21 protein-coding genes are annotated in these 25,338 nt (G+C 63.7%); 7 read left to right on the forward strand and 14 right to left on the reverse strand.

Annotated features, from left to right (window positions below; genetic code table 11):
- Positions 1-36 precede the first annotated feature (36 nt).
- Positions 37-819, reverse strand: coding sequence for an L-iditol 2-dehydrogenase (locus SB753_RS14425; RefSeq protein WP_020069200.1), 783 nt, complete (start codon positions 817-819; stop codon positions 37-39).
- A gap of 280 nt (positions 820-1,099) precedes the next feature.
- On the opposite strand from SB753_RS14425, the gene SB753_RS14430 reads away from it, so the two are divergent.
- From SB753_RS14430 to SB753_RS14445, 4 genes are read left to right on the forward strand one after another with little or no spacing between them, the layout of a single operon-like run.
- Complete coding sequence (locus tag SB753_RS14430) at positions 1,100-1,576, forward strand: Fur family transcriptional regulator (protein WP_410800477.1); 477 nt, start codon at positions 1,100-1,102, stop codon at positions 1,574-1,576.
- Positions 1,577-1,628: 52 nt separating this feature from the next.
- Positions 1,629-2,570: a metal ABC transporter solute-binding protein gene (locus SB753_RS14435; RefSeq protein WP_410800478.1), complete on the forward strand. Its 942-nt coding sequence runs from the start codon at positions 1,629-1,631 to the stop codon at positions 2,568-2,570.
- Positions 2,567-3,523, forward strand: coding sequence for an ABC transporter ATP-binding protein (locus SB753_RS14440; protein ID WP_410800479.1), 957 nt, complete (start codon positions 2,567-2,569; stop codon positions 3,521-3,523). Before SB753_RS14435 ends, SB753_RS14440 begins: the two co-directional genes overlap by 4 nt.
- The gene (locus SB753_RS14445) at positions 3,516-4,298 is read left to right on the forward strand and encodes a metal ABC transporter permease (protein WP_020069204.1); all 783 of its coding nucleotides are present in this window, start codon (positions 3,516-3,518) and stop codon (positions 4,296-4,298) included. The genes SB753_RS14440 and SB753_RS14445 overlap by 8 nt, the downstream gene beginning before the upstream one ends.
- A gap of 59 nt (positions 4,299-4,357) precedes the next feature.
- Here the strand turns inward: SB753_RS14445 and fghA are convergent, their stop codons facing one another.
- The 3 genes from fghA to SB753_RS14460 all read right to left on the reverse strand — a co-directional run bounded on the left by fghA (position 4,358) and on the right by SB753_RS14460 (position 8,038).
- Complete coding sequence (gene fghA / locus SB753_RS14450; protein ID WP_087752926.1) at positions 4,358-5,209, reverse strand: S-formylglutathione hydrolase; 852 nt, start codon at positions 5,207-5,209, stop codon at positions 4,358-4,360.
- Positions 5,210-5,274: 65 nt separating this feature from the next.
- Positions 5,275-6,381 carry an S-(hydroxymethyl)glutathione dehydrogenase/class III alcohol dehydrogenase gene (locus SB753_RS14455; protein WP_020069206.1) on the reverse strand — a complete coding sequence of 369 codons (1,107 nt, stop codon included), beginning with the start codon at positions 6,379-6,381 and terminating at the stop codon, positions 5,275-5,277.
- A gap of 163 nt (positions 6,382-6,544) precedes the next feature.
- Entirely contained in the window at positions 6,545-8,038 is a 1,494-nt protein-coding gene (locus SB753_RS14460) for a xylulokinase (RefSeq protein ID WP_410800480.1), read from the reverse strand.
- 427 nt (positions 8,039-8,465) lie between these two features.
- Here SB753_RS14460 and SB753_RS14465 point away from each other — a divergent pair, with 427 nt between their 5' ends.
- Positions 8,466-9,875: a nucleobase:cation symporter-2 family protein gene (locus SB753_RS14465; RefSeq protein WP_410800481.1), complete on the forward strand. Its 1,410-nt coding sequence runs from the start codon at positions 8,466-8,468 to the stop codon at positions 9,873-9,875.
- A gap of 153 nt (positions 9,876-10,028) precedes the next feature.
- On the opposite strand, the gene SB753_RS14470 is transcribed toward SB753_RS14465, so the two are convergent.
- Genes SB753_RS14470 through SB753_RS14480 form a run of 3 tightly spaced genes read right to left on the reverse strand, consistent with a single transcriptional unit; the run spans position 10,029 to position 16,032 of the window.
- On the reverse strand, positions 10,029-11,558 hold the full coding sequence (locus SB753_RS14470; RefSeq protein ID WP_020069210.1) for an efflux transporter outer membrane subunit: 1,530 nt from the start codon (positions 11,556-11,558) through the stop codon (positions 10,029-10,031).
- A gap of 1 nt (position 11,559) precedes the next feature.
- The gene (locus tag SB753_RS14475; protein WP_020069211.1) at positions 11,560-14,781 is read right to left on the reverse strand and encodes an efflux RND transporter permease subunit; all 3,222 of its coding nucleotides are present in this window, start codon (positions 14,779-14,781) and stop codon (positions 11,560-11,562) included.
- A gap of 18 nt (positions 14,782-14,799) precedes the next feature.
- Positions 14,800-16,032, reverse strand: coding sequence for an efflux RND transporter periplasmic adaptor subunit (locus SB753_RS14480; RefSeq protein ID WP_131320096.1), 1,233 nt, complete (start codon positions 16,030-16,032; stop codon positions 14,800-14,802).
- A 425-nt stretch (positions 16,033-16,457) separates the two neighbouring features.
- Between SB753_RS14480 and SB753_RS14485 the strand changes: the two genes are divergently transcribed.
- Positions 16,458-17,096 (forward strand): TetR family transcriptional regulator, encoded by a 639-nt coding sequence (locus SB753_RS14485; protein WP_020069213.1) that lies wholly within the window; start codon positions 16,458-16,460, stop codon positions 17,094-17,096.
- 219 nt (positions 17,097-17,315) lie between these two features.
- On the opposite strand, the gene SB753_RS14490 is transcribed toward SB753_RS14485, so the two are convergent.
- A complete protein-coding gene (locus tag SB753_RS14490; protein ID WP_088175692.1) occupies positions 17,316-17,942 on the reverse strand; it encodes a cysteine hydrolase family protein in 627 nt (208 codons plus the stop codon).
- Positions 17,943-18,119: 177 nt separating this feature from the next.
- Here SB753_RS14490 and SB753_RS14495 point away from each other — a divergent pair, with 177 nt between their 5' ends.
- On the forward strand, positions 18,120-19,127 hold the full coding sequence (locus SB753_RS14495) for a helix-turn-helix domain-containing protein (RefSeq protein WP_410800482.1): 1,008 nt from the start codon (positions 18,120-18,122) through the stop codon (positions 19,125-19,127).
- A gap of 237 nt (positions 19,128-19,364) precedes the next feature.
- Here the strand turns inward: SB753_RS14495 and SB753_RS14500 are convergent, their stop codons facing one another.
- The 6 genes from SB753_RS14500 to SB753_RS14525 form a co-directional block, all read right to left on the reverse strand.
- Complete coding sequence (locus SB753_RS14500) at positions 19,365-20,099, reverse strand: CoxG family protein (protein ID WP_020069218.1); 735 nt, start codon at positions 20,097-20,099, stop codon at positions 19,365-19,367.
- A 30-nt stretch (positions 20,100-20,129) separates the two neighbouring features.
- Positions 20,130-20,522, reverse strand: a complete 393-nt coding sequence (locus tag SB753_RS14505; protein WP_027778891.1) for a DUF427 domain-containing protein — start codon at positions 20,520-20,522, stop codon at positions 20,130-20,132.
- Positions 20,523-20,650: 128 nt separating this feature from the next.
- A complete protein-coding gene (locus SB753_RS14510; protein ID WP_020069220.1) occupies positions 20,651-21,148 on the reverse strand; it encodes a hypothetical protein in 498 nt (165 codons plus the stop codon).
- Between the two features lie 256 nt (positions 21,149-21,404).
- Entirely contained in the window at positions 21,405-22,925 is a 1,521-nt protein-coding gene (locus SB753_RS14515; protein ID WP_410800483.1) for a DegQ family serine endoprotease, read from the reverse strand.
- 142 nt (positions 22,926-23,067) lie between these two features.
- On the reverse strand, positions 23,068-24,369 hold the full coding sequence (locus SB753_RS14520) for an ATP-binding protein (RefSeq protein ID WP_410800484.1): 1,302 nt from the start codon (positions 24,367-24,369) through the stop codon (positions 23,068-23,070).
- Positions 24,370-24,373: 4 nt separating this feature from the next.
- The gene (locus tag SB753_RS14525) at positions 24,374-25,036 is read right to left on the reverse strand and encodes a response regulator (RefSeq protein ID WP_020069223.1); all 663 of its coding nucleotides are present in this window, start codon (positions 25,034-25,036) and stop codon (positions 24,374-24,376) included.
- Between the last annotated feature and the right edge of the window lie 302 nt (positions 25,037-25,338).

A 25,338-nucleotide genomic window follows, 5' to 3' on the forward strand; every position in this document is an offset into this window, starting at 1 on the left:
TACGAAAATGACGCTGGATAACGCGGGTTCAGCCGCTCAACTCATCCAGTTTCCACCGTCGACGTTCAGGGTTTGCGCAGTGATGTAGTCTGCATCCGCGGAAGCGAGGAATAGTGCCGCTCCGGTCAGATCGTCGGGCACGCCCATGCGCCCAAGCGGCACCGCTTCGCCGACGAGGCGCTTCTTCTCGCCGAGCGGCCGGTTCTCATAGCGGGCGAAAAGCGCGTCCACTTCTTTCCACATCGGCGTATCGACGACACCCGGCGCGATGCCGTTTACGTTGATCTTGTGTGGCGCGAGCGCCAATGCAGCAGATTGCGTGTAGCTGAGGACGGCCGCCTTCGTCGCGCAGTAATGCGACACGAGTGCTTCTCCGCGCCGCCCCGCTTGCGACGACATATTGATGATCTTGCCGCCGCGGCCTTGCTCGACCATCTGCCGTGCAACGGCTTGCATGAGGAAGAACATGCCCTTCACATTGACCGCGAAGAGGCGGTCGAACACGTCCCACGATTCGTCGAGGATCGGGCGCATATCGAACAGCGCCGCATTGTTGAACAGGATATCCACGTGGCCGAAGCGCTCCAGCGTGCTCGCCACGATGCGCTCGATGTCCTCGCGGCGAGTGACATCCGCGCTGACCGTGAGCACGCGTTCGCCATATGCGGCGCGCAGCGTGTCGCCGAAACTGTCAGCCGGCTTCACGTCCACCAGCACGCATTGCGCGCCTTCGTCCAGATAACGTCGCGCCACGGCTTCGCCGATTCCGCTTGCTGCGCCTGTCAGGATGGCCACCTTGTCTTGCAATCGTGCCGACACGCTTTGTCTCCGATTCGTTTCGCTTTTTGGAGGCGCGGTGAGCGAACGCTCATTGCGCGATCAATTGCTCTGTTTGTGATCGAATGATCGGATACGCACCCGGTCATGTCAAGGCGCTCTCTCAGATTTCGATGGTGCAGCGCGGAACGAGCGCGCCCGACGGTTGCAGCGCTCCTGCGTCCGACCGGTGACAAAAAAAGGAGATACGTTATATCATTGCGACCTCGCATCACGAGCCGCCCTTACATCCGCCTGACGTCAGATAAAGAGATCCGCGCTGATGGCTACATCGACTGCAGAACATCATGCTGCGCGGCTTGCGCATGCCGAAGCGCATGCCGCGTTGCATGGCTTGGCCCTGACGCCGCTGCGGCGTCAGGTGTATGCCGCGATTGTCGCGAGCGAACGGCCTGTCGGCGCCTACGAGTTGCTTGCCGCGCTCGAACCGCAACGCGGCCGCGTGCCGCCGACCACGGTCTATCGCGCGCTCGATTTTCTGCTCGCGCATGGCTTCGTGCATCGCATCGAGTCGAAGAATGCGTTTGTCGCCTGCTGCGAGGTCGGCGTGCCGCACTGCAGCCAGTTTCTGATGTGCGACCGCTGCGGCGCGACCGTCGAGATTCCGGGCGACGTCCTCGCCGGGCAGCTGTCGCATAGCGCGCCGGCACACGGCTTCGAGGTACACCGAGCGGTCGTCGAATTGAGCGGTCTTTGCGCACGGTGCGCACGCGCGTCGCGCGCCACTGCATCCACATGAGCCATCGCTTCACGTTTGCAATTCATTCAACCCTCACGCAGCAGGACACATAATGAAAAAGACCGGCACGAGGTTGTTGTCGAAGTATGTCGCCGCGGTTACAGCCGCCTTCGCGTTAAGCCAGGCAGCATTTGCCGCGGATGCGAAAATCCCGGTGGTCGCCGCAGAAAATTTTTATGGGGACGTGGTGCAGCAACTCGGCGGCGAGCGCGTCGACGTGACCAGCATTCTCAGCAATCCGGACCAGGACCCGCATCTGTTCGAAGCCAGCCCGAAGACGGCTCGCGCGTTGCAACACGCGAGCATCGTGGTCTACAACGGTGCCGACTACGATCCGTGGATGGTGAAACTGCTGGCGGCTTCGAAAGGCACGAAGCGCGCGACGATCGTCGCGGCCGACCTTACCGGCAAGAAGAGCGGCGACAATCCGCATCTCTGGTACGACCCGTCGACCATGCCCAAGGTGGCGCGCGCGGTAAACGAGGCGCTCGTCGCGGCTGACCCGGCGCACAAGTCGGCGTACGATGCGAATCTCGCGAAGTTTCTGGATTCGCTGAAACCGGTGGAGGCGAAGGTTGCCGAGTTGCATGCGCGTTACACGGGCACGCCGGTCACGGCAACGGAGCCGGTGTTTGGCTATATGTCGGACGCAATCGGGCTGAGCATGCGCAACATGCGCTTTCAGCTGGCGGCAATGAACGAAACCGAAGCGAGCGCGTCCGACATCGCCGCGTTCGAACGCGATCTGCGTGAAAAGCGCGTGCGCGTGCTGATCTATAACAGCCAGGCAACCGAGGCTCTGACCAAACGCATGTTGAAGCTCGCGCAGCAATCGAAGGTGCCGACCATGAGCGTCACCGAGACCGAGCCCGCGGGTAAGACGTATCAGACGTGGATGCTCTCGCAGCTCGACGCGCTCGGCGCAGCGCTCGCCCAAGGCGACGCGGCCGGTGCGAATGCGGCGGCGGCCAGCGTCAAAGGAAAAACGCAATGAATGTCACTGGCCGCAGCACGCCAGCCAATCTGTCAGCAAGCGCAGCTACGAGCCGCGCGCCCGTGCTCGAGGTCGATCACGTCACGCTCGAACTCGGGGACCGCACGATCTTGCGCGATGCCGGCTTCGTCGTGAATCAGGGCGAATTCATCGGCGTACTGGGGCCGAACGGCGCCGGCAAGACCACGCTGATGCGCGCGGTGCTCGGCCTCGTACCGGCTGCAAGCGGCTCGATCCGCGTGCTGGGGCAGCCGGTGGAGCGCGGCAACGCGTCGATCGGTTATATGCCGCAAACGCGCAGCGCGCTCGCCGGACGGCGCGTGCGTGGCCGCGATTTCGTGGCAATGGCGGCCGACGGCCACCGTTGGGGACTACCGCACGCGGACGCCAGGACGCGCGCGGACGTCGAGCGCGTGCTCGAACTGGTCGACGGCCGAAAGCTTGCTGAGCGCCCGTTGTCCGAACTCTCGGGCGGAGAGCGGCAGCGCCTGCTGCTCGCGCAATGTCTGCTCGGCGCGCCGAAACTGCTGCTGCTCGACGAACCGCTCATCAGCCTCGACCCGCATCATCAGAAGAGCGTCGTCGAGCTCGTGCGGCGCGTGCAGCAGGAACTCGGCATTGCCGTGCTGTTCTCGGCGCACGAACTCAATCCGCTGCTCAACTCGCTCGATCGCGTGCTGTATCTCGGCAGCGGCGTGGCCGCGCTCGGCACCGTCGACGAGGTCATCACCCGGCCCGTGCTGTCGCGCCTCTACGGTTCGCCCATCGACGTGATGCGCGTGAACGGCCGCATTTTCGTGATGTCGGGCGGCGTCGAAGTAGAAAAGCACGATCACGAACATGAACACGACGGGAACGGCGGCCACTCGCATTCCCATGGTCATTCGCACGCACCCGCGCACGGCCACTCACACCAGCACGACTCACGCGACGGACATAAGCACGATGTTTGAATACGACTTCATGGTGAACGCGTTCGCCGCGTCGGGAATCGTCGCGGTGCTCGCGGGCGTGGTCGGCTATTTTCTCGTGATGCGCGGACAGACCTTCGCTGGCCACGCGCTTTCGCACGTCGGCTTCACTGGCGCGACCGGCGCCGTGCTGATCGGAATTTCGCCGATCTGGGGGATGGTCGGCTTCACGCTCGCGGCCGGCGTCGGCATGGGCGCGCTAGGCGAACGCCTTGCCGGACGCGACGTGGCGATCGGCGTGATCCTGTCGCTGTCGCTCGGCTTCGGCCTGCTGTTTCTGCACTTCTTCACCGCCTACGCGACGCAAGTCACAGCGCTGCTGTTCGGCAACGTGCTCGGCGTCAACGAGTCGACGCTCGCTGTGCTGGCGGCGTTGGGCGTAGTCAGCCTGCTCGCACTCGCGGCGATCATGCGCCCGTTGCTCTTTGCTTCGCTGCAGCCTGAACTGGCCGAAGCAAAAGGCGTGTCGTTGCGTCTCGTGTCGGTGCTGTTTCTCGCGATTGCCGCGCTCGCAGTGGCCGCGTGCACGCAGATCGTCGGCGTGCTGCTGGTCTTCACGCTGATGGTCGGACCGGCCGCCGCCGCGCAAAACATGACGACGCGGCTTTCCGCCGGCCTGGTGCTCGCCGCCGCGTTCGCGTTGCTGCAGGCGTGGCTCGGCGTGACGCTCGCGTTTTATACCGATTGGCCGACCAGCTTCTGGATCACTGCGCTGTCGGCGGTGGTGTATGGCGGAAGTCTGCTGAAGCGCCGCTAAACGCAAAGGCGCTAGCTGGGATGGCGGCCCGCAACGGCGCCGCCATCGGTACTAGCGGTTCAGCCGACCAGGACCTTCGCGTGATGCGCGATGTGATCCTGAATGAAGGTCGAGATGAAGTAATAGCCGTGGTCGTAGCCCGCATGGCGGCGCAACGTCAGCGGTTGGCCCGCCTCACGGCATGCGGCTTCGAACACGTCCGGGTACAACTGCTCGGCGAGAAACTGGTCGGCGAGTCCCTGATCGACCAGAATCCCCTCCGCGAACTGGCGCGATGCGCGCCTCACGAGTTCGCTTGCGTCGTATTCCTTCCACGTCTCGCGGTTCTCGCCCAGATAGCCGCTAAACGCTTTCTCGCCCCAAGGGGCACGCGTAGGCGCCGCGATCGGCGCGAAGGCCGATACCGAGCGATAGATGTCCGGATTGCGCAGCGCCATCATTAACGCGCCGTGGCCGCCCATTGAATGCCCGAAGATGCCGAGCCGCGAACCGTCGACGGGCAGTTCCTTCAGCACCGTTTCACGCAGCTCGTCGCGCACGTACGAGTACATCCGGTAGTGCCGCGCCCACGGCTCCTGCGTTGCATCGACGTAAAAGCCCGCGCCTACGCCGAAGTCCCACGCGGCACTCTCGTTCGGCACGCCCGCGCCCCGCGGGCTCGTATCCGGCGCGACGAGCGCAACGCCATGTTGCGCGGCGAAGCGCTGCGCGCCGGCCTTGATCGGGAACGTCTCTTCGGTACAGGTGAGCCCCGCGAGATAAAACAGCGCGGGCACCTTCGCATCTGGCTGCAGGGCCTGCGGCGGCAGATACACCGAGAAGCGCATGGGCAGGCCGACGGTCTGCGACTCGTGCCGGTAAAAGCGCTGCTCGCCGCCATGACAGGCGTGCGACGACAGTAGCTCAAGCATCGTCTTGCTCCTTGTTGGTCGCCTTCATTGAGTCGCCTTCATTGAGCCGCTTTGATTGCGCCGAGTTAATACAGCACGACCGAGCGGATCGACTCGCCTTTCTTCATCAGATCGAAGCCCTCGTTGATGCGCTCGAGCGGCAGACGGTGCGTGATGAGGTCGTCGATATTGATCTTGCCTTCCATGTACCAGTCGACGATTTTCGGCACGTCGGTGCGGCCACGCGCGCCACCGAATGCGGAGCCCTTCCACTCGCGGCCCGTGACGAGCTGGAACGGACGCGTGCTGATCTCCTCGCCCGCCGCCGCCACGCCGATGATGAACGACTGGCCCCAACCCTTATGCGTGCATTCGAGCGCCTGGCGCATCACCTTCGTATTGCCGATGCATTCGAACGAATAGTCGGCGCCGCCGTCGGTAAGCTGCACGATGTGATCGACCACGTTCTCGACTTCGTTCGGGTTGATGAAGTGCGTCATGCCGAATTTTTTCGCGAGTTCCACGCGACCCGGATTGATGTCCACACCAATGATCTTGTCCGCGCCCACCATCTTCGCGCCTTGAATCACATTCAGACCGATGCCGCCGAGCCCGAATACGACCACGTTCGCGCCCGCTTCCACCTTCGCCGAATACACGACCGCGCCGACGCCCGTCGTCACGCCGCAGCCGATATAGCAGATCTTGTCGAACGGCGCGTCTTCACGCACCTTGGCAACCGCGATCTCCGGCACGACGATGTAGTTCGAAAAGGTGGACGTGCCCATGTAGTGGAACAAAGGCTTGCCGTCCAGCGAGAAACGCGACGTGGCGTCGGGCATCAGGCCCTTGCCTTGCGTCGAGCGGATCGCCTGACACAGGTTGGTCTTGCGCGACAGACAGAATTTGCACTGACGGCATTCCGGCGTGTAAAGAGGAATGACGTGATCGCCCTTCTTAAGCGTGCCGACGCCCGGCCCCGTATCGACGATCACGCCCGCGCCTTCGTGGCCCAGAATCGCCGGGAAAATGCCTTCGGGATCGGCGCCCGAGAGCGTGTAGTAGTCGGTGTGGCAGATGCCCGTCGCTTTCACTTCGATCAGGACTTCGCCTGCGCGCGGTCCTTCGAGATCGACTTCTTCGATCGTCAACGGTGCGCCGGCTTTCCATGCGATTGCTGCTTTGGTCTTCATCGTGAATGCTCCTGTGAGTCTGTGAATGCGACGCGCGTCGCGGCCTGCAACATGGCGATGCGCGAATATACGGGGATCATGCTGCGGCCGATGCCTGCGCCGCGCGAGCTACAGGCTAACGCATGAAAAGCGTCATGGTATTGCAAAGTGCGTCACGGCATTGTCAGCAGGTGACATTACCGCTCTGCTCGTCAGGCGCCGGGGGTGCGTCGAACCATGTTTCGACGCGACCATATAGATCGAGAAAACGTGCGTAGCGTTCAGCGAGCGCGCGATCGCCCCGCGGGCTCGCCACGTGTGTCGCACCGGGCGCGAGCGCAGCGAGATCGTGCACATGCCAGTGACCGCTTGCAATGCCACCGAGAATAGCCGCGCCGCGCGGGGCGGCATTCGGACAATCGACCGCGTGCAGTTCCGCATCCAGCGCATCGGCGAGCAACTGACGCCAGCGGGCATCGACGGAACCGCCTCCCGCGAGCTTCAATGACGTCACTGTTGCGCCGCTCGCGCGGATCGCATCGAGCCCGGCGCGCAGAGAAAAAGCGACGCCTTCGAACGCGGCACGCATCATCGCGCCGCGCGTGTGATCGAGAGCAAGGCCGAGCCAGCCGCCGCGCGCCGCGGGATTGAGCCACGGTGTGCGCTCGCCTGTGAGGTACGGGAGGAAGGTCAGCGGCGCCAGCGCTGCGGCGGCGTTGGCGTTGATCTCCGAGCCGTGGTTCGCGTGCTTGCCGAAGGCTTCGGCATAGGCGTCGCTCCATTCGTAGCATAGCCATCCGCGCGCGCGCTCGAGCGCGATGCCCACGTTCTGCATGGCCGCCATCCGATACCAGTGATCGCTCGCCGCGCGATAACGATGCAAGCCTTTCACCGCCGGCGGCTCATGCTCGGCGAGTACGACGATCTGGCCACCGGTGCCGGTCGTTAGAAGCGCGTCGCCGTCGCGTGCAATGCCGCTGCCGAGCGCAGCGCATGGGGTGTCGGCGGCACCCGTCGCAAGCACGATCCCCGCGCGCAAACCCAAGGCCTGCGCCGCGTTCTGTGACAACACACCGGCGGCTGCATATGACGGCCCCAACGGCGGGAACCACTCGTGCGGAATGCCGAGCCGTTCGGTCAGCGCCGCGTCCCACGTGCCATCAGGATCGGCGAGCGCGGTCGCGCAGGCGTCCGACGGATCGGTTGCGACCGCCCCGCCCAACGCGACGCGCAGCCAGTCTTTTGGTTGAAGTGCCCAGCGGGTGCGGCGCGCGGACTCCGGTTCATGCAACACGATCCAGCGCAGTAACGGACCGGCCATGCCTGGCGCCACCGGGTTGGGCTGCGGCTCGGGCCACGCGTCGAGCAAAGTCCGCGCGCGCGTGTCTGGCCACAGCATGGCAGGCCGCACTGCATTGCCGGTTTCGTCGATCAACACGACGCCGTGCATTTGCCCCGACAAGCCGATCGCCTTGACCTCGCGACGCAAGCCGTCGGGCAAGCGGGCAGCCGCTTCGCACAGCGCGCGCCACCACGTCTGCACCGACGTCTCCGTCCAGCCGGCGTGCGGCGTCTCAAGACCATAAGCGACGCTCGCGGCGGCCCGTTCATGGCCGTCTTCATCGACGATTGCAACTTTGAGGGAGCCGGTGCCGAGGTCGATGCCGAGAAAGCTCATGAGTGATGGAGCGTCGTCAGTTAGGGTGTGATTGAGAGCACGCAGACCGTGCCGTGAGCGCCGACTTTTGCCAGTCGCGCGATGTGTGCAAACCAAGGGCTGCCGCATGCGCAATGCGGCCAGATCGCGGGTTAACCCCGGTCGGCGACGAGTTTCGTGAAAACACGACTATGTGCCAGCCCGGATACACCTGATCGATTCTCACATATATCGCGGCGGCTCGGGCATGCGCACGACCGCGCGCGCATCGCCGCTACAAGGGGCTGACCGCCGGTGAACCCGCCGCTCGCGTCGATTCCGGCTTTCAAAACGGGCTTGCGCATATCGTCACCGGGAATGCCGGAATAGGCCCCAGCTGTCTTGTTGCGCTTTTTCGTCCCCGATACCTTGGAGTCCATCCCAAAACTAGATTGTGGAGAGAGACGTTATGCAATCGAACACGGTTCACCCGTGCGACGAGCGGCTGCCCGCGGGCCAGTTGCTCACCCTCGGCATCCAGCACGTTTTGGTGATGTACGCGGGCGCTGTCGCCGTCCCGCTGATCGTCGGCGCCGCGCTGAAACTGCCGAAAGACCAGATCGCGTTTCTGATCAGCGCCGACCTGTTCTCGTGCGGCATCGCCACGTTGATCCAGACGCTCGGGTTGTGGATTTTCGGCATCCGCCTGCCGGTCATCATGGGCTGCACGTTCGCCGCAGTCGGTCCGATGGTCGCGATCGGCACGAATCCGTCGCTCGGCATTCTCGACATCTTCGGCTCGACGATTGCCGCCGGCGTGATCGGCATCCTGCTTGCGCCGGCCGTCGGCAAGCTGCTGCGCTTCTTTCCACCGGTGGTGATCGGCGTGGTGATCTCGGTGATCGGTTTGTCGCTGATGGGCGTCGGCATTAACTGGGCGGCCGGCGGCGTGGGCAATCCCGACTACGGCAACCCGGTCTACCTCGGGCTGTCGCTGCTCGTGCTGATGCTGATCCTGCTCATCAACAAGTTCGCCAAGGGATTCATCGCGAATATTTCCGTATTGCTCGGCATTGTCGCGGGCTTCGTGATCGCGCTGGCGCTCGGCCGGGTCAACATGGAAGGCGTCACGCACGCACCGTGGGTCGGCTTCGTGATGCCGTTCCACTTCGGCCTGCCGCACTTCGATCCGTTGTCGATCGCGACCATGGTCACTGTGATGTTCGTTACCTTCATCGAATCGACGGGCATGTTCCTCGCGGTCGGCGACATGGTCGATCGTCCCGTCGATCAGAAAGCGCTCGTGCGCGGCCTGCGCGTGGACGGACTCGGCACGCTGATCGGCGGCATCTTCAACTCGTTTCCGCATACGTCGTTCTCGCAGAATGTCGGCCTGATCGGCGTCACGGGCGTGAAGAGCCGCTTTGTCTGCGCGATGGGCGGCGTGATCCTCGTGTTGCTCGGCCTGTTTCCGAAGATGGCGCAAGTGGTCGCGTCGGTGCCGGCATTCGTACTCGGCGGTGCCGGCATCGTGATGTTCGGCATGGTCGCGGCCAATGGCATCAAGGTGCTGTCGAAAGTCGACTTCGTAAGGAATCACCACAACCTGTTCATCGTCGCGGTGAGTATCGGGCTGGGACTCGTACCGGTCGTGTCGCCGCACTTCTTCTCCAGACTGCCGCCCGCGTTGTCACCGCTGCTGCATAGCGGAATCTTGCTGGCTTCGGTATCCGCGGTCGTGCTGAATCTGATTTTCAACGGCGTCAAAAGCGAGAAGAAGGCGCAGTGCGAAATCCGCAAGGCCGGCCACGATTTCGATGAACGCGGCGGCAACGATCAGCCTCGCGACGAAATGCTGCGCGCGGCGGACCTGCATTGAAAGTGAGGGCTTTGACGCTGAATCGGCGAAGCTTGGGGTTTTATTGCAATGCCTCGCAAGCAGGCGCGCCCCGCTCACCGCTGTAAAAGAAAACGCCACGGCATGCCGTGGCGTTTTTTCTTCGGTGGCTTAACCGTCGAACTGCTGTAACCGTCAGCCGGCGGTCGCAGCCGAAGCCGCTGCCGGCGCACTTGCTGCACCGTAGTCGACGGGTGCGTCGGCCGGACGCGGCTGATCGCCGCTATGCTCGATCCAGCCGCCGCCGAGCGCCTGGTACAACGTCACCAGGTTCTGCAGACGCTCCATGCGCGCAGTAATCAACGACTGCTGCGCCGAATACAAAGCGGTCTGCGCGGTCAGCACCGCGAGGTAACTGTCGACCCCGTTCGTATAGCGCAGATCCGACAGATCCAGCCGGCGCTGTTCCGCAAACGCGTTGCGCTCGAGCGACTGGATCTGCTGATCGTATGTGCCGCGCGCGGCGAGCGCGTCTGCTACCTCGCGGAAGGCCGTCTGGATCGCCTTTTCGTACGTGGCGATCTGGACGTTCTTCTGGATATTCGCGAGATCGAGGTTGGCCATGTTCTGACCGCCCTCGAAAATTGGCAGCGTGATCGACGGCGCGAAACTCCACGCTGCCGAACCCGGCTTGAACAAGCCGCCGAGCGTCGGGCTCAGCGTGCCAAAGCTGCCCGTGAGCGAAACCTTCGGGAAGAAGGCCGCGCGCGCGGCGCCGATATTCGCGTTGGCCGCAAGCAGATTCTCTTCGGCCTCCATGATATCGGGACGACGCGTCAGCAGATCGGACGGCAGACCCGCCGGAATATCCGTGAGCAGATTCTGGTCGTTCAACGTGAGGCCCGGCGCGAGGCCGGCGGGCAACGGCTCGCCGACCAGCAGCACCAGCGCGTTTTCCGCCTGTGCCCGCAGACGCGCCTGCGCTTGCAGGTTCGCCTCGGCCTGCTCGACCACGGTCTGCGCCTGGCGAACATCGAGTTCGGAGCCCGTACCGTTGTCGAACTGCAGCTTCGTGATGCGAAACGACTCCTGCGCGGTCTTCAGCGTACCTTGCGTGACCTTCAGCAGATCGTCGAGTTCGAGCACCGTCAGGTACTGATTCGCCACCTGCGAGACCAACGCGATTTCAGCTGCCTTGCGCGCTTGAGCCGTGGCCAGGTACTGAGCCAACGCCTGGTCCTTCAGGCTTTGAATCCGCCCGAAAAAGTCGATTTCCCACGATGCGTTCAGGCCGACCGAATACGAGTTCGAAATCGTATTGCCGAACACCGACAGATCTTTCGGCGTCCGCTGTTTGCTTTGCGATGCCGCGGCGTCGAGCGTCGGGAACAGCCCCGCGCGAACGATCCGGAACTGCGCCTGCGACGCCTGCATGTTCAGCACCGACACGCGCAAATCCCGGTTGTTCTTCAGCGCGATGTCGATCAACTGCTGCATGCGCGGATCGATGAAGAAATCGCGCCAGCCGATGTCGGCCGCCGCGAGACCGTTCGCGCTGCGCGCACCGGCCCCGCCAGGCTGCGTCGTGCCCGGCTGCGTGTCGTACACGCCGCCGGTCGGGAACGTGCTCGTCACCGGCGCGGCGGGGCGTTCGTACTTCGGCGCCATCGTGCAACCGGCGGCGAGGAACGCGACCGCCACTGCAATCAAAGAGTGTTTTTGCATCTCAATGTCCGTCCTTGCCCGAGCCATTGGTGTCGGAACCGCCAGCCGCTCCGCCACCTTGCGGATCATGCGGATGGTGCTCGTTGTAGTGTGCGAGCGCCGCGTCCGGGTCTTCCTTGTCGCCGCCGAACTTCGCGCGGATCACGACGAAGAACATCGGGATCATGAAAATCGCGAGGAAGGTCGCCGTCAACATACCGCCGATCACGCCCGTACCAATTGCGTGCTGGCTCGCCGAGCCCGCGCCGTTACTGATCGCGAGCGGCATCACGCCGAGAATGAACGCGAGCGACGTCATCAGAATCGGACGCAGCCGCAGACGTGCCGCTTCCAACGCGGCCTCGACCGGACCCATGCCCTCGCTCAGCTGCAATTCGCGTGCGAATTCGACGATCAGGATCGCGTTTTTCGCCGACAGCCCCACGGTTGTCAGAAGACCAACCTGGAAGAACACGTCGTTCTCGAGCCCACGCAGCGTGGCGGCCAGCAATGCGCCGATCACGCCGAGCGGCACCACCATGATCACGGAGAACGGAATGGACCAGCTCTCATACAACGCCGCGAGACACAGGAACACGACGAGGATCGAGATGCCGTACAGGATCGGCGCCTGCGAACCGGACTGGCGTTCCTGCAACGACAGGCCCGTCCATTCGTAGCCGACACCCGCGGGCAGCTTCGCCACGAGCGCTTCCATTGCCGTCATCGCCTGACCCGTCGACTTGCCCGGTGCCGCCGCGCCCTGGATTTCCACCGCGGAAATACCGTTGTAACGCTCGAGCTTCGGCGAACCATAGGTCCACTGGCCGCTTGCGAACGACGAGAACGGCACCATGCCGCCTGCCGTGTTGCGCACGTACCAGGTGTTCAGGTCTTCCGGCGTCATACGGAACGGTGCATCGCCCTGCAGGTACACCTTCTTGATACGGCCGTCGGTATCGAGGAAGTTGTTCACGTATTGCGACGCCCACGCGATCGAGAACGTCTGGTCGATTGCGGACAGCGATACGCCGAGTGCCGAGGCCTTTTCGTGGTCGATGTTCACCTTGAACTGCGGCGTATCGTTCAGGCCGTTCGGGCGCACCTGAGCCAGCGTCGGATCTTGCGCGGCCATGCCGAGCAGCATGTTGCGCGCTTGCATCAGCTTTTCGTGGCCGACACCCGCGCGGTCCTGCAGCTCGAAGTCGAAGCCGGCAGCCGTGCCGAGTTCCGGAATGGACGGCGGATTCACCGGATACACGAGCGCACCCTTGTAGCTGCCGAAGTGCATGAAGAGGCGGCCCACCAGCGCCTGTACCTTTTCATCCGCATGCTGACGCTGCGCGTAGTCCTTCATCCGCACGAACACGAGACCGGCGTTCTGACCGCGGCCCGCGAAGCTGAAGCCGTTCACCGTGAAGGTGGATTCGACAATCGCCTTCTCGCCGTTGAGCAGATAGTCCGACACGTCTTTCAGCGCGCGCGCCGTGGTTTCCTGAGTGGAACCCGAAGGCGTCTGCACGAGCACGAACATCGTGCCCTGGTCTTCGTCCGGCAGGAACGACTTCGGCAGTTTCACGAACAGCAAACCAACCGCAAAGATCACCACCATGTAGATGATGAGCCAGCGGCCCGAGCGCTTGATCACGTGGTGCACGCCCGAGTGATACTTGTCGCGGCTCTTGTTGAAGTTCCGGTTGAACCAGCCGAAGAAACCCTTCTTCTCTTCGTGATGACCTTGCGGAATCGGCTTGAGAATCGTCGCGCACAAAGCCGGCGTCAGGATCAACGCGACCAGCACCGACAGCACCATGGCCGCCACGATGGTCAGCGAGAATTGCCGGTAAATAGCGCCGACCGAACCGCCCGAGAACGCCACCGGCACGAACACCGCCGACAGCACGAGCGCCACGCCGACGAGCGCGCCGGTAATCTGGTCCATCGCCTTGCGCGTGGCTTCACGAGGCGATAAGCCCTCCTCCGCCATCACCCGCTCGACGTTTTCCACCACCACGATCGCGTCGTCCACCAGGAGGCCGATTGCCAGCACGAGCCCGAACATGGACAACGTGTTGATCGAAAAGCCCACCATGCTCATGACCGCGAACGTGCCCAACAGCACCACCGGAACTGCGATGGTCGGGATCAGCGTGGCGCGCAGGTTTTGCAGGAACAGGTACATGACCAGGAACACCAGCACGATACCTTCGAGCAGTGTCTTGACCACTTCCTCGATCGACAGACGCACGAACGGCGTGGTGTCGTACGGATACTGGACGACCAGACCGTGCGGGAAGTACTTCGACAGTTCGGCGACCTTCGCGCGCACTGCCTTCGCCGTTGCGAGCGCATTCGCGCCGGTGGCGAGCTGGATACCGAAGCCGGCGGTAGGCTGCCCGTTGTACTTGGTGTCGAAGTTGTAGTTTTCGCCACCGAGCTCGACGCGCGCGACGTCCTTGATACGAACCTGCGAACCGTCGGGATTGACCTTCAGCAGCACGTTGCCGAACTGTTCAGGCGTATTGAGCAGCGTCGCTTCCGTGATGGTCGCCTGCAACACCTGCCCCGGCACCGACGGCGTGCCGCCGAGCGAGCCGCCGGCAACCTGTACGTTCTGCGCCTGCAGCGCGGTCTGCACGTCTACGGGAGTCAGGCCGAAGTTGGTCAGCTTGTTCGCGTCGAGCCAGATTCGCATTGCGTACTGCGAGCCGAACAGCGTGACCGTGCCCACGCCGTCGATACGGCTGACCGGGTCCTGAATGTTCGACGCCACGTAGTTCGCGAGGTCGTACTTGTTCATGCTGCCGTCTTCGGACACGAACGCCATGACCAGCAGGAAGCTGCTGCTCGACTTCGTGACCTTCGTACCCAGCTGCTGAACCGCTTGCGGCAGCAACGGAGTAGCGAGCTGCAGCTTGTTCTGCACCTGCACCTGCGCGATGTCAGGATTGGTGCCGGCCGCGAACGTCAGCGTGATGGTTGCGGTACCCGAGTCGTCGGAAGTGGACGACAGGTACAGCAAGTGGTCGAGACCACTCATCTGCTGCTCGATCACCTGCGTGACGGTGTTTTCCACCGTCTTCGCCGAAGCGCCCGGATACGTTGCGCTGATCTGCACAGCCGGCGGCGCGATGGTCGGGTATTGCGCGATCGGCAATGTGAACACCGACGCGATACCCGCGAGCATCAAAATGATGGCGATCACCCATGCAAAAATCGGGCGATCAATGAAGAACTTTGCCATGTGGCGGGCTCCCTGTTATTACGCGCCCGATGCAGCGGAGGCAGGTTGAGCCGTCTGCGCACTGCCGCTGGCGGCCGGCGCACCTTGAGCGGCTGCGCCGGAGGCGGGTGTAGCGGGAAGTTGCGCGGCGACGGTCTTGACCTGCATGCCCGGTTTCGCCTTGTCGGTGCCCTGCACGATCACGCGGTCGCCGGGTTTCAGGCCGCTCTCGACCACCCAGTTCGAACCGTACGTGCCCGAGGTGACGAGCTGACGCAACGCGACCTTGTTGTCGTCACCGACGACGAGCGCAGTAGGCTGACCCTTCTGGTCGTGCGTGATACCGACTTGCGGCACGACGAGCGCGTTTTCGTTCACGCCTTCCTCGATCTTCGCGCGCACGAACATGCCCGGCAGCAGCACCTTGTCCTTGTTCTGGAAGATCGCGCGGACCGTGACAGAGCCCGTGCCCTGGTCGACCGTCACGTCGGTGAACTGCAGCTTGCCCTTTTCGGAATAGGTACGGCCGTCCTCCAGAATCAGCGAAACCTTCGCGGCGTCAGGACCGTTCGTCTTGAGACGCCCTTCCTGCATCTGGCGGCGCAACTTCAGACCTTCGAGGCTCGATTGCGTCAGGTCGACGTAGACCGGATCGAGTTGCTGCACGGTGGCGAGCAGGGTCGCGGCGCTCGCCTGAACATAAGCGCCCGGCGTGACTTGCGACACGCCGATCTGGCCCGTCACGGGCGAGGTCACGTCGGTATAGCCCAGGTTGATCTGCGCCGTCTCGACCGCGGCCTTGCCGGCGGCGACGTCGGCGGCAGCCTGGCCTTGCGCGGCTACTGCGTTGTCGTAGTCCTGCTTGCTGACCGCGTTGGCCGCAACCAGCACCTTGAAGCGGCTTGCCTGCGCCGTGGTGGACGCGAGGTTGGCCTGCGCCTTGGCGAGCGTCGCCTTCGCGTTGTTCAGCGTGGCGATGTACGGCGCCGGATCGATCTTGTACAGGCGCTGGCCTGCCTTGACCTGGCCGCCTTCGGTGAATTCGCGGCGCAGCACGATGCCGTCCACCCGCGCGCGCACTTGCGCGACGAGGAAAGCACTGGTGCGGCCCGGCAATTCAGTGACGACAGGTACGGTAGTCGGCTGGACTGTGACGACGCCGACTTCGGGCGTCTGTTGCGGCGGGGCAGATTGTTTTGGTCCGCATGCTGCCAGCAATATGGCAGCCGTCGCGGCACTGATTAAGCGGAATGGAACCCGTTCGACGCGCATGGAGCGACCTCTGTCTATGACTGAGAATGAAAAAGTGCGCGCATCCCTACCCCGGGGACGACGGCGCACACATGCGTCTTGCGACGCTCGACCGAAAGCCCATGGTTGCCGGCAACAGTTGCGAGGCAACCTGAACCAAATGCGCCTTACCGGGAAATGCCGCACCGCGCCGCCCGTTGAAGCACGGCGCGTAAGCGTTCTGAAGACAACAGTGACGGATATTAACCGGTCGTCACAGCTTGGGCTATCCGATCGTGGGGTGCTATTATATATACATTCACGAATGGATGTAAAAGTGCGTTACTTCTCTTGCGGGGCGGGGACCCGGAAGAAAGCTTCGCCAAACAGTTCAGGGCAAACGGATTGTCATCGAGCGTACTTAAAAAAGCTCGGGAAAACCCGCAATCAGGGCAAGTTATACAAATATGGTCAGAAGAACCAAAGAAGAAGCGCTGGAGACGCGCAACAGCATCCTCGACGCAGCCGAACGGGTCTTCTTCGAAAAGGGTGTTTCGCGCACTTCGCTCGCCGACATCGCACAGGCGGCCGGGGTCACGCGCGGCGCCATTTATTGGCATTTTTCCCACAAGAGCGATCTGTTCACCGAGATGTTCGACCGCGTGCTGCTGCCGCTGGACGAACTCAAGGCCGCGTCGCTGGACCCGAACGAGCCCGATCCGCTTGGGCGGTTGATGGAGATCTGCATCGTCTGTGTGCGCGATACCGCGACCGATCAGCGGCGCCGTCGCGTGTTCGACATTCTGTTTCTGAAGTGCGAGCTGGTCGAAGAGATGGGGCCGGTCATGGTCCGCTATCAGACCAATATGCGCGAGGCGCTGATCAAGATAGAAGGCGGCTTGCGCAACGCAATCTCGAAAGGGCAATTGCCGGAAGATCTCGATACGAAGCTCGCTGCTGCCATGGTGCATGCGTTTGTCGGCGGATCGCTGCGAGACATGCTGTTTCTACCCGATGCCACGGATTTCACCGCGCTCGGCGAGCGGATGGTTGAAGGCATTTTCGACGCATTGCGTCTGAGTCCGGCGCTGCGCAAGTCGACGTGACGCGGCGGCTGCGGGCGGCGCACGCGGTGTAGTTTGCGGCCGACCGAGCGGTGGCTGTCGTTGCCGCGGTTGTCGGCAAACTTCCCATTTCGCAAACGGCCGCGCCCGCCCTCGCAGCGCTCGTTGTCACGCTGGACCAGCGTTGGACCGCCATACGCCGCGGCCTGCAAAACGCGACCCTCGACTCGCGGCCTTTCAGCCGCGTCCCTCACGCCAGCATCAGCGGTTCCGGCTGCGCGCCTTCTGATTCGATGCATAAATGTTGCCGCGCTCTAACGGCACACCGCTATTGACGGCGGCAAGCCATTCGTCGGTGCTCGCCACCGCCGCAAAGCGCGATTGCAGCACCACACTGAACACGCGATGAATCTCTTCCGCGCTCGCAAAGCCCGCGCTGTTTTCATACGGCACGGAGCCGGTTGCATCGTGCAGGAATTCGACAGCGAGGCCCGCGTGGACCGCATGATTGATGGTGGATGCATCGCAGTTGTGCGTCATGTAACCCACTACCGTCACCGTGTCGATCTGCCTTGCTGTCAGCCAGTCGGCGAGGTCCGTGCCGGTGAACGCGCTCGGCAGCGACTTCTCTACATAGTGATCGCGCTCACGGGAAGCGACCACCGGGTGCAGTTCGGCTCCCTCGCTCCCGCGCGCGAACAGCGGCGAAGTGGCCGGCGCGAAGTTCTGCACGATCACCACCGGCACGCCGGCGGTGCGCGCGGCGTCGATCGCGCGTCCAATGTTGGCTAGCGAGCTTTGGACGTCCGGATACTCGATCGGCAGATTGCCCGTTACGTATTCGTTCTGCACGTCGATGACGATCAGCGCGCGGCGTGGTGTGGTCATGGCAAGACTCCTGTGAAAGATTGATGAGGTCGCGCGCCACAGCCCCGCGAGCTTCAGGCAAGCGAGGCCGCCGCGATGACGCATTGTTCGCCTACGCCCGTCTTGCCAACAGCGGCCCGATTGACAATCTTCGCTAGAATCGGGCCATCGTCGTCGCTCTCATAAGGTGCCTGACTCATGGCTACACCTGCAGCCTTTCCCGCCCCGGCCGCCGCAAAGCCCGGCGCACAGCGGTCGCACATCGTCGCCGTGATCGCGTTCGACCGCATCAGCCCATTCCACCTTTCCGTGCCATGCGTGGTGTTCGGCGAGGACCGCAGCGGCGCCGGCGCTCCCGGCTTCGACTTCCGCGTGTGCGCAGCCGAAACCGGCCCGCTGACGACGACCGCAGGATTCTCCATTGCCGTGACTCACGGACTCGAAGCGCTCGCCGAAGCCGACACGATCATCGTGCCTAGCTGGCGCGATCCCGCGGAGCCGCCGCCAGCCGCTTTGCTCGACGCACTGCGCGCGGCGCACGCACGCGGCGCGCAACTCGTCGGTCTATGCCTCGGCGCGTTCGTGCTGGCTGCCGCCGGCATTCTCGACGACCGCCCGGCCTCCACGCATTGGGCATGGGCTGACGACTTCGCGGCCCGTTATCCGCGTGTCCGGCTCGATCGCGACGTGCTTTATGTCGACGACGGGAACGTGCTGACATCGGCGGGCACGGCTGCCGGCCTCGATTGCTGTTTACATGTGCTGCGCAAGATGTGCGGCGCCGAGGTGGCGAACTTCGTCGCGCGGCGGCTCGTCGTATCGCCGCACCGGCAAGGCGGCCAGGCGCAATACATCCAGCAGCCGCTGCCGCCGAACGTCCGCGAAGACCGGCTCTCGGGTCTGCTCGATTGGGTGTGCGGCAACCTCGACGCGCCGCACACGCTCGACAGCCTCGCGGCGCGCGCGCTGATGAGCCGGCGCACCTTCACGCGGCGCTTCAGGCTCGCCACCGGCACGACCGTCGGCGCGTGGCTGCTCGCACAACGGCTCACGCGCGCGCAGCAGTTGCTGGAGAGTTCGGATCAGTCGGTGGAAGCGATTGCGGGCATCGCCGGGTTCGGGTCGGCGGCGTCATTGCGTCAACATTTCGCCGAAGCCTTTCGGACCTCGCCCTCGGCATGGCGAAGAGAATTTCGCGGCGCATGAAACACAGCGCCCACGCAATTGCCGCGTGACACGCACGCTACGAGCGAAGCAAACGCCGGATGACACATTAAAAGCGAAGCATGGCATCGACGTCGCGAAGCAACGCAGGGTGAAAAGCGACGCGCTTTCGTAGTCGGTCACCGCGAATTCGTAGTCGCGCGCGCACGACACTCGACCCCGCACGCTGCGCAACCGTTCCGCGCGCCGGTCGAGGCATGAAGAACAGGGAGAGCGCCGTCAGTGCTCGCTGATCCAGCGCGCTACATACAGCAGAAGCGCGACGAGAAAAATCATCGCTGCCCACGCCCAGTTCGGCATGGCATGCGGCGTCGGCTCGGGGTGCGAGACGCCGTGCGACACGCTGGCAGCGCGTCCGGCGAGCGGGTTGCCATGTTCGGCGCGGGTGCGACGCGAAACGCCGCTCAGCGTGATAGGCCGTAAAAATACATGCTGACGACGCGCCGCCGAACCGCGCGCGCGGTTCGGTCCCTGCCCGTGCTTCGCACGCACGACCGCGCTGAATTCGGCGAAGAAATCGTCGGCGAGATGATGAAGCGCGTTTTCGAGCTGACGCGTGGGCAGTTCAGCGAGCGGCCCCGACGACGTCGCCCAGATCGTGTAGTCGATCCGCGTGCCGCGCTCCCTGCTGCCGAGCGCGCCCTCTTCCGCGCGCAGACGCACTTCGATCTGTCCGCGCAGTGAGCCGATACCTTCGGCGCGCGCCTTGAAATTGATCGTGCGGCGCTCCGCGTCGGCAGGGCCGGAATCCTGGCCCGCGACGTGCGCGCGCGCTTCGTAACGCGCACGCAGCGGTCCGAGCGGCACCGTCATAGCCAGCGCGTATTCGCCGTGCGAAAGGCGCGTGAACGACTCGCAGTTATCGAGGCTGGCGCGTAGGAGCGCGAGGTCTTGCAACGCGTCCCAGACATCGGACGGCGCAAGTGGAATCCGTAACGCGTCGTTCAGTTCCATCCCAGCCTCCGACAGACGCGCGACAGCGGATCAGGACGTCTGATCGATGCGGTCGACGCGCGATGAGTAAAACGCGAGATATCCCTGGATCGGGGCTGCCTGTTCGAATGGCGTCTCGTAAGTCCATACGGCGTTTTCGATCAAGCCGTCTTCGGTGCGCAGGTGGTAGTACGATGCGTCGCCCTTGAACGGACAGTGCGACGTGTGCGTGGAGCGTTCGAGCCGCGCCATGTTCACGTCTTCACGCGGGAAATAGAAAACGTCGGGCAGACCGGTCTCGGCGAGCGTGAGCGCCGCGTGCGTGTCGGCCATTGTCACGCCGCCATGAATCACCCGCACCCGGTGATGATTGCCCGTTATCGTAATGGCGTGCCCGCCGGAGGGTTTGTCCGGGTTTGCGTGAGGTGTCAAGGCATCGCTCATGTCTCGGCTCCGTGAAAGTGTGCGGTCGTGCATACAGCAAAGCCACGGGACAGGCCCGTGGCTTCATTATCGGTCAAAGTCCTCGCGATTGCGCGGCCTCCGTGCTGCCTGCCCGACAAGCCCCGGGTTTACTGCGTGTTCCAGTAGAACGCCGCTTTCGCCGTGCCCTTTGCGGGCACCGTCAATGCCTTCGACTGGTCGCGGTCCTTGTAGGTCGCATGCACCGTGTAGCGCCCCGGGCGCAGCCTCACGAGCATGTAGGGCCCGCGCGACGCGGTGCTCAACACCTCGCCGTTATGCGCGTCGACGATCCGCACGTGGACGTCGGCTAGATAGTCCGAGCCCGGTCCGGTAAAGCGCAGCGACAACGGCCATTGGCTTTGCGCCTGCTGCAGTGCCTTGGACTCGTCCAGACCGACGCCGCCCGAGACGAACGACACGTCACCTTGTTGCTGGATTTGCGGTAGACCTCCGCCGTTGGCGTTGCCTGCGCTCGTCTGGTCGGCGGTGGTGCCGCCGGTTACTTCGCTCGCCTGCTGCGCGTATGCGCCGCCCGCCAGACCGAGAGTGAGCGCCACGCTGGCCGCGGCGGCTACGATCTTTCGCTGAGTGCGTTGGTTCTTCATCGGTTTGCTCCTTATTGACGTCCTTATCCGTTACCCGTCGATGGGACCGGATTCAATGTGGATGCAACTGCCGTGCCACGCGGCCGCTCGACAGCACGGCGAATCGCCCGCTTCGCACGTCACACGCCGCAAAGCGCCCGGTTTGCGGCTTCCGGCACAGAAAGAAAAATGCCGGTCTGTCTGCAGTAAGTGCAAACAGACCGGCAAGCGTTACTCGATGCTCTTCATCGATCAGTCATGACTGACCGGACGTCGATCAACCCAGATCGACCGGCACGAAAATCTGCGCGTTGTCGCGCTGGATCAGCAACGCGATGCTATTGCCCGCGCCGGAGACCATCTGCTTCAACTGATCGACGCTCGTCACCGGCCGGCCGTTGACGGCGAGAATGACGTCGCCCGGTTGAATACCCGCGCTTTCTGCCGCGCCGCCCGACTGCTGCACGAGAAGACCGTGCGAGATCGAAGCGCTGCTCTTTTCTTCCGGCGTCAGCGGACGCACGGCCACGCCCAGACGGCCTTGCAACTGCGCGGGCTGATCGGTTTTGTCAGAGGCCAGCTTTGCGTCCGACAACGAGCCAATCGTCACCTTCAGATCCTTCGTGCCCTTGTCACGCCACACCTGCACGGTGGCCGTGCTGCCGGGCGCGAGCCCGGCCACCTGCGAAGGCAGCGCCGACGAATCGCCCACCGGATCGCCGTTCACCGACAGAATCACGTCTCCCGGCTGCAACCCCGCCTTCGCGGCAGGACCGTCCGGATCGACCGAGCTGACGAGCGCGCCTTGCGGCTTCTGCATGCCGAACGAATTTGCCAGCGTCTGATTCATGCTTTGCACCGCGACGCCCAGGCGCCCACGGCTCACGTGACCCGTCTTGACGATGTCGTCCTTGACCTTGATCGCCTCATTGATCGGGATTGCGAACGAAAGTCCCTGGAAGCCGCCGGTCTGCGAGTAGATCATGGAGTTGATGCCGATCACCTCGCCTTGCAGATTGAACAGCGGCCCGCCGGAATTGCCGGGATTCACGGGCACGTCGGTCTGAATGAACGGCGTGTAGTTTTCGTTCGGCAGCGAACGCGATTTCGCGCTGATGATGCCGGAGGTCACCGTATTGTCGAAACCGTATGGCGAACCGATCGCGACCACCCATTGACCGACCTTGCTCTGACGCGGATCGCCGATCTTCACTGTCGGCAGACTGCTTGCGTCGATCTTCAGGACGGCGACGTCCGACTGCTTGTCGGCGCCGATCACCTTGGCTTTGAACTCGCGCTTGTCGGTCAGCCTCACAGTGACGACGTTTGCGCCGTCCACCACATGCGCGTTGGTCAGGATATAACCGTCGCTGCTGACGATAAACCCTGAACCGAGGCTCGCGCTCGGCTGGTCGGGCGCATCGCCGCCGTCGCCGCCCTGCATGCCCGGCGCGCCGCCAAAGAAGTGCTTGTAGAACTGGTAGAACGGGTCGCTCGGATCGATCGGCAACTGATTGCCGCCGCTCATGCCGCCATTGCCGCCATTACTGCGCAGCGCCGCGCGCTTCACGACGTGCTTTGCACTGATGTTGACTACCGCCGGTCCGTACGTTTCGACGAGACCGGAGAAATCGGGAATGCCGGTTTTCGCGGCGGCTTCGGCCGGCATCATGGCCGCTTGCGCCGGTGAGATGACCTGGGGCGCGGGCACGTCGCGATGGCCCGCCACATAGCCGGCGGAAAGCGCAACGGCGACAGCCGCTGCAACAGCGCTGCGAGACAAGGTTTTCGCGTTCATCGTGTACTCCTGACTGGAGAAAGAAACTTGGATGTCAGGAAGCGTACGGGGCATCGCTTAAAAGAGTCTTAAGCAGCGACAGATCGTGTTTTGGCCTTCTTTTCAGGGGTTTTTCCGCACCATGCAAATTGAAAGCATTGGTTCAGAAGCGCACGGTAACCTCGAGGCCGCCGGCCGGCGATTCGTCGAGCGACACCGTAGCGTGATGTTGCGTCGCGATTCGCCGGACGATCGCGAGGCCGAGTCCGCTGCCGGCCACATCGGTACGTACGCGATTTTCGCCGGCGCCCGCACGATAGAAACGGTCGAAGACACGCTCGCGTTCGGCAGGCTCGATGCCGGGCCCGCTGTCGGCGATACGCACGACCGGATGACCCTGTTCGACATGCAGGCTCACGTCGACGCGCCCGCCTCGCGGCGTGTACTTGGTCGCGTTATCCACGAGATTGTTGAACATGACGCGCAGCGACTCGGGATCGCCGATCACGGTAGCCGCTTCGCTCGCCTCGATGCCGAGGTCCACGCCGCGATTTTCAGCCAGCGGCGCATAGGTCACCACGCAGTCCTGCAACAACGAGCGCAAGTCGATGGCCTCGGTCGCGCCGAGGCCGTCCGGCTCCGAGCGCGCGAGCGCGAGCAGTTGCTCGGCAAGGCGTGTCGCGCGCGTCACACCCGCTTGCAGGTCGGCGAGCGCTTCGCTGCGCGCCGCGTCGTCTTTCGCGCGCGCCACCAGTTGCGATTGAATCTGCACGGCGGCAAGCGGCGTGCGCAGTTCGTGCGCGGCGTCGGCGACGAACGCCTTCTGGATGTCGAGCGCGGTGGCGAGACGCTGCAACAGCCCGTTCAACGCGCGCACGAGCGGCTGCACTTCGAGCGGCAGGCGCTGATCGGGCAACGGATCGAGCGCCTCGGGATGACGCGCATCGAGCGCGCTCGTCACGCGCCGCAGCGGGCGCAACCCGCGTCCGATGATCACCCACACTGCGAGCCCGAGCGCCGGCAGCAGCACGATCAACGGCCACAACGTGCGCAATGCGACGTCGGCGGCAAGGCGGTTGCGCACCGACAGCGGCTGCGCCAACTGCACGACGTTATCGCCGACGATCGCCCCATACACGCGCCAGTCGCCGCGATCCGTATGCTCGGTCGTGAAGCCCAGTTCAGCGCGCGGCGCGAGCGGCGCGCGAGGACGCGAGTAGTACATCAGCACGCCGTTGCGATTCCAGATCTGCAGCACGATGCCTTCGTCGCCGGTATCGCGCGAGCCGAGCACTTGTGAGAACGGTTCGGACGGCAGAGCCGCGGCGATCTGCTCCAACTGGTAGTCGAACAGTTCATTCGCTTCGGCAAGCGCCTGGCGGTAAATCAACCAGCCCGCCACGCCGACGCCGAGTAACACGAGCGCAAGCAGCCACACCAGCAATTGACGGCGGATTGAACGCATCGGCTCAGGCTTCCTTGGCAATCATGTAGCCAAGGCCACGCACGTTGCGGATCAGGTCCGCGCCGAGCTTCTTGCGCAGCGCATGAATGTAGACCTCGACGGTATTGCTGCCGATCTCCTCGCCCCAGCCGTACATTTTTTCTTCCAGCTGACTCTTCGAGAGCACGGCGCCGGGCCGGGCGAGCAGCGCCTCGAGCAGCGCAAACTCTCGCGCCGACAAGGCCACCGGCGCACCGTCGAGCGTGACCTGATGCGACGCGGGATCGAGCGTCAGATTGGCGTGGCGGATTGTCGAATCGCTGCGGCCCGACTGGCGACGGATCAGCGCGCGCATACGCGCGCCGAGTTCGTCGAGATCGAATGGCTTGACGAGGTAATCGTCCGCGCCGGCGTCGAGACCCTTCACGCGGTCGGCTACCGCGTCGCGCGCCGTGACGATCAGCACCGGCAAAGCGTGGCCGCGCGCGCGCAGCGTGCGCAATACGTCGAGACCATCGCGCTTGGGCAGTCCGAGGTCGAGCAACACGAGGTCGTAGGGCTGGCTGCCCGCCGCGCTGAGCGCCGCTTCGCCGTCTTCCACCCAGTCGACCGCGAAGCCTTCGCCGCGCAGCGCCTTGCGGACGCCCTCGGCGATCATCCGGTCGTCTTCGACTAGCAAAATGCGCATGGTCCCGTTTCCTCAACATTCGATGATGCCGCATTCTAGCGCCCGCTCTGCGCGTGCGCGCCGTGTGGCGCTTTTTTCACCGCAGCGCGGCGGCATGTCACTACAATGGGCGCTTTGCGTCGCGCGGCGGCTTCGGGCTTGACTCACGTAGTACGCGAGCAATGCGCGCCAGCTCGAATGCCTCAACGCCGCATGCGCAACGACGAACCCGCCGACGCGCTGCGAACCTTCGTGCGGCGCATCTCCACTGCTTTGAATCGCCGCGTGCTGCACGCCCTGACATTTTGCTTTCTCGCCCGTCC

The sequence above is a fragment of the Paraburkholderia sp. SIMBA_053 genome (assembly GCF_046534895.1).
In the GTDB taxonomy this organism is placed as follows: Bacteria; Pseudomonadota; Gammaproteobacteria; order Burkholderiales; family Burkholderiaceae; genus Paraburkholderia; species Paraburkholderia caledonica.

Excerpts from the sequence above, each read along its gene's own strand:
- SB753_RS14430 (WP_410800477.1), top strand. The coding sequence starts at position 1,100 with ATGGCTACATCGACTGCAGAACATCATGCTGCGCGGCTTGCGCATGCC.
- SB753_RS14435 (WP_410800478.1), top strand. The coding sequence starts at position 1,629 with ATGAAAAAGACCGGCACGAGGTTGTTGTCGAAGTATGTCGCCGCGGTT.
- SB753_RS14440 (WP_410800479.1), top strand. The coding sequence starts at position 2,567 with ATGAATGTCACTGGCCGCAGCACGCCAGCCAATCTGTCAGCAAGCGCA.
- SB753_RS14445 (WP_020069204.1), top strand. The coding sequence starts at position 3,516 with ATGTTTGAATACGACTTCATGGTGAACGCGTTCGCCGCGTCGGGAATC.
- fghA (WP_087752926.1), bottom strand. The coding sequence starts at position 5,209 with ATGCTTGAGCTACTGTCGTCGCACGCCTGTCATGGCGGCGAGCAGCGC.
- SB753_RS14455 (WP_020069206.1), bottom strand. The coding sequence starts at position 6,381 with ATGAAGACCAAAGCAGCAATCGCATGGAAAGCCGGCGCACCGTTGACG.
- SB753_RS14460 (WP_410800480.1), bottom strand. The coding sequence starts at position 8,038 with ATGAGCTTTCTCGGCATCGACCTCGGCACCGGCTCCCTCAAAGTTGCA.
- SB753_RS14465 (WP_410800481.1), top strand. The coding sequence starts at position 8,466 with ATGCAATCGAACACGGTTCACCCGTGCGACGAGCGGCTGCCCGCGGGC.
- SB753_RS14470 (WP_020069210.1), bottom strand. The coding sequence starts at position 11,558 with ATGCAAAAACACTCTTTGATTGCAGTGGCGGTCGCGTTCCTCGCCGCC.
- SB753_RS14475 (WP_020069211.1), bottom strand. The coding sequence starts at position 14,781 with ATGGCAAAGTTCTTCATTGATCGCCCGATTTTTGCATGGGTGATCGCC.
- SB753_RS14480 (WP_131320096.1), bottom strand. The coding sequence starts at position 16,032 with ATGCGCGTCGAACGGGTTCCATTCCGCTTAATCAGTGCCGCGACGGCT.
- SB753_RS14485 (WP_020069213.1), top strand. The coding sequence starts at position 16,458 with ATGGTCAGAAGAACCAAAGAAGAAGCGCTGGAGACGCGCAACAGCATC.
- SB753_RS14490 (WP_088175692.1), bottom strand. The coding sequence starts at position 17,942 with ATGACCACACCACGCCGCGCGCTGATCGTCATCGACGTGCAGAACGAA.
- SB753_RS14495 (WP_410800482.1), top strand. The coding sequence starts at position 18,120 with ATGGCTACACCTGCAGCCTTTCCCGCCCCGGCCGCCGCAAAGCCCGGC.
- SB753_RS14500 (WP_020069218.1), bottom strand. The coding sequence starts at position 20,099 with ATGGAACTGAACGACGCGTTACGGATTCCACTTGCGCCGTCCGATGTC.
- SB753_RS14505 (WP_027778891.1), bottom strand. The coding sequence starts at position 20,522 with ATGAGCGATGCCTTGACACCTCACGCAAACCCGGACAAACCCTCCGGC.
- SB753_RS14510 (WP_020069220.1), bottom strand. The coding sequence starts at position 21,148 with ATGAAGAACCAACGCACTCAGCGAAAGATCGTAGCCGCCGCGGCCAGC.
- SB753_RS14515 (WP_410800483.1), bottom strand. The coding sequence starts at position 22,925 with ATGAACGCGAAAACCTTGTCTCGCAGCGCTGTTGCAGCGGCTGTCGCC.
- SB753_RS14520 (WP_410800484.1), bottom strand. The coding sequence starts at position 24,369 with ATGCGTTCAATCCGCCGTCAATTGCTGGTGTGGCTGCTTGCGCTCGTG.
- SB753_RS14525 (WP_020069223.1), bottom strand. The coding sequence starts at position 25,036 with ATGCGCATTTTGCTAGTCGAAGACGACCGGATGATCGCCGAGGGCGTC.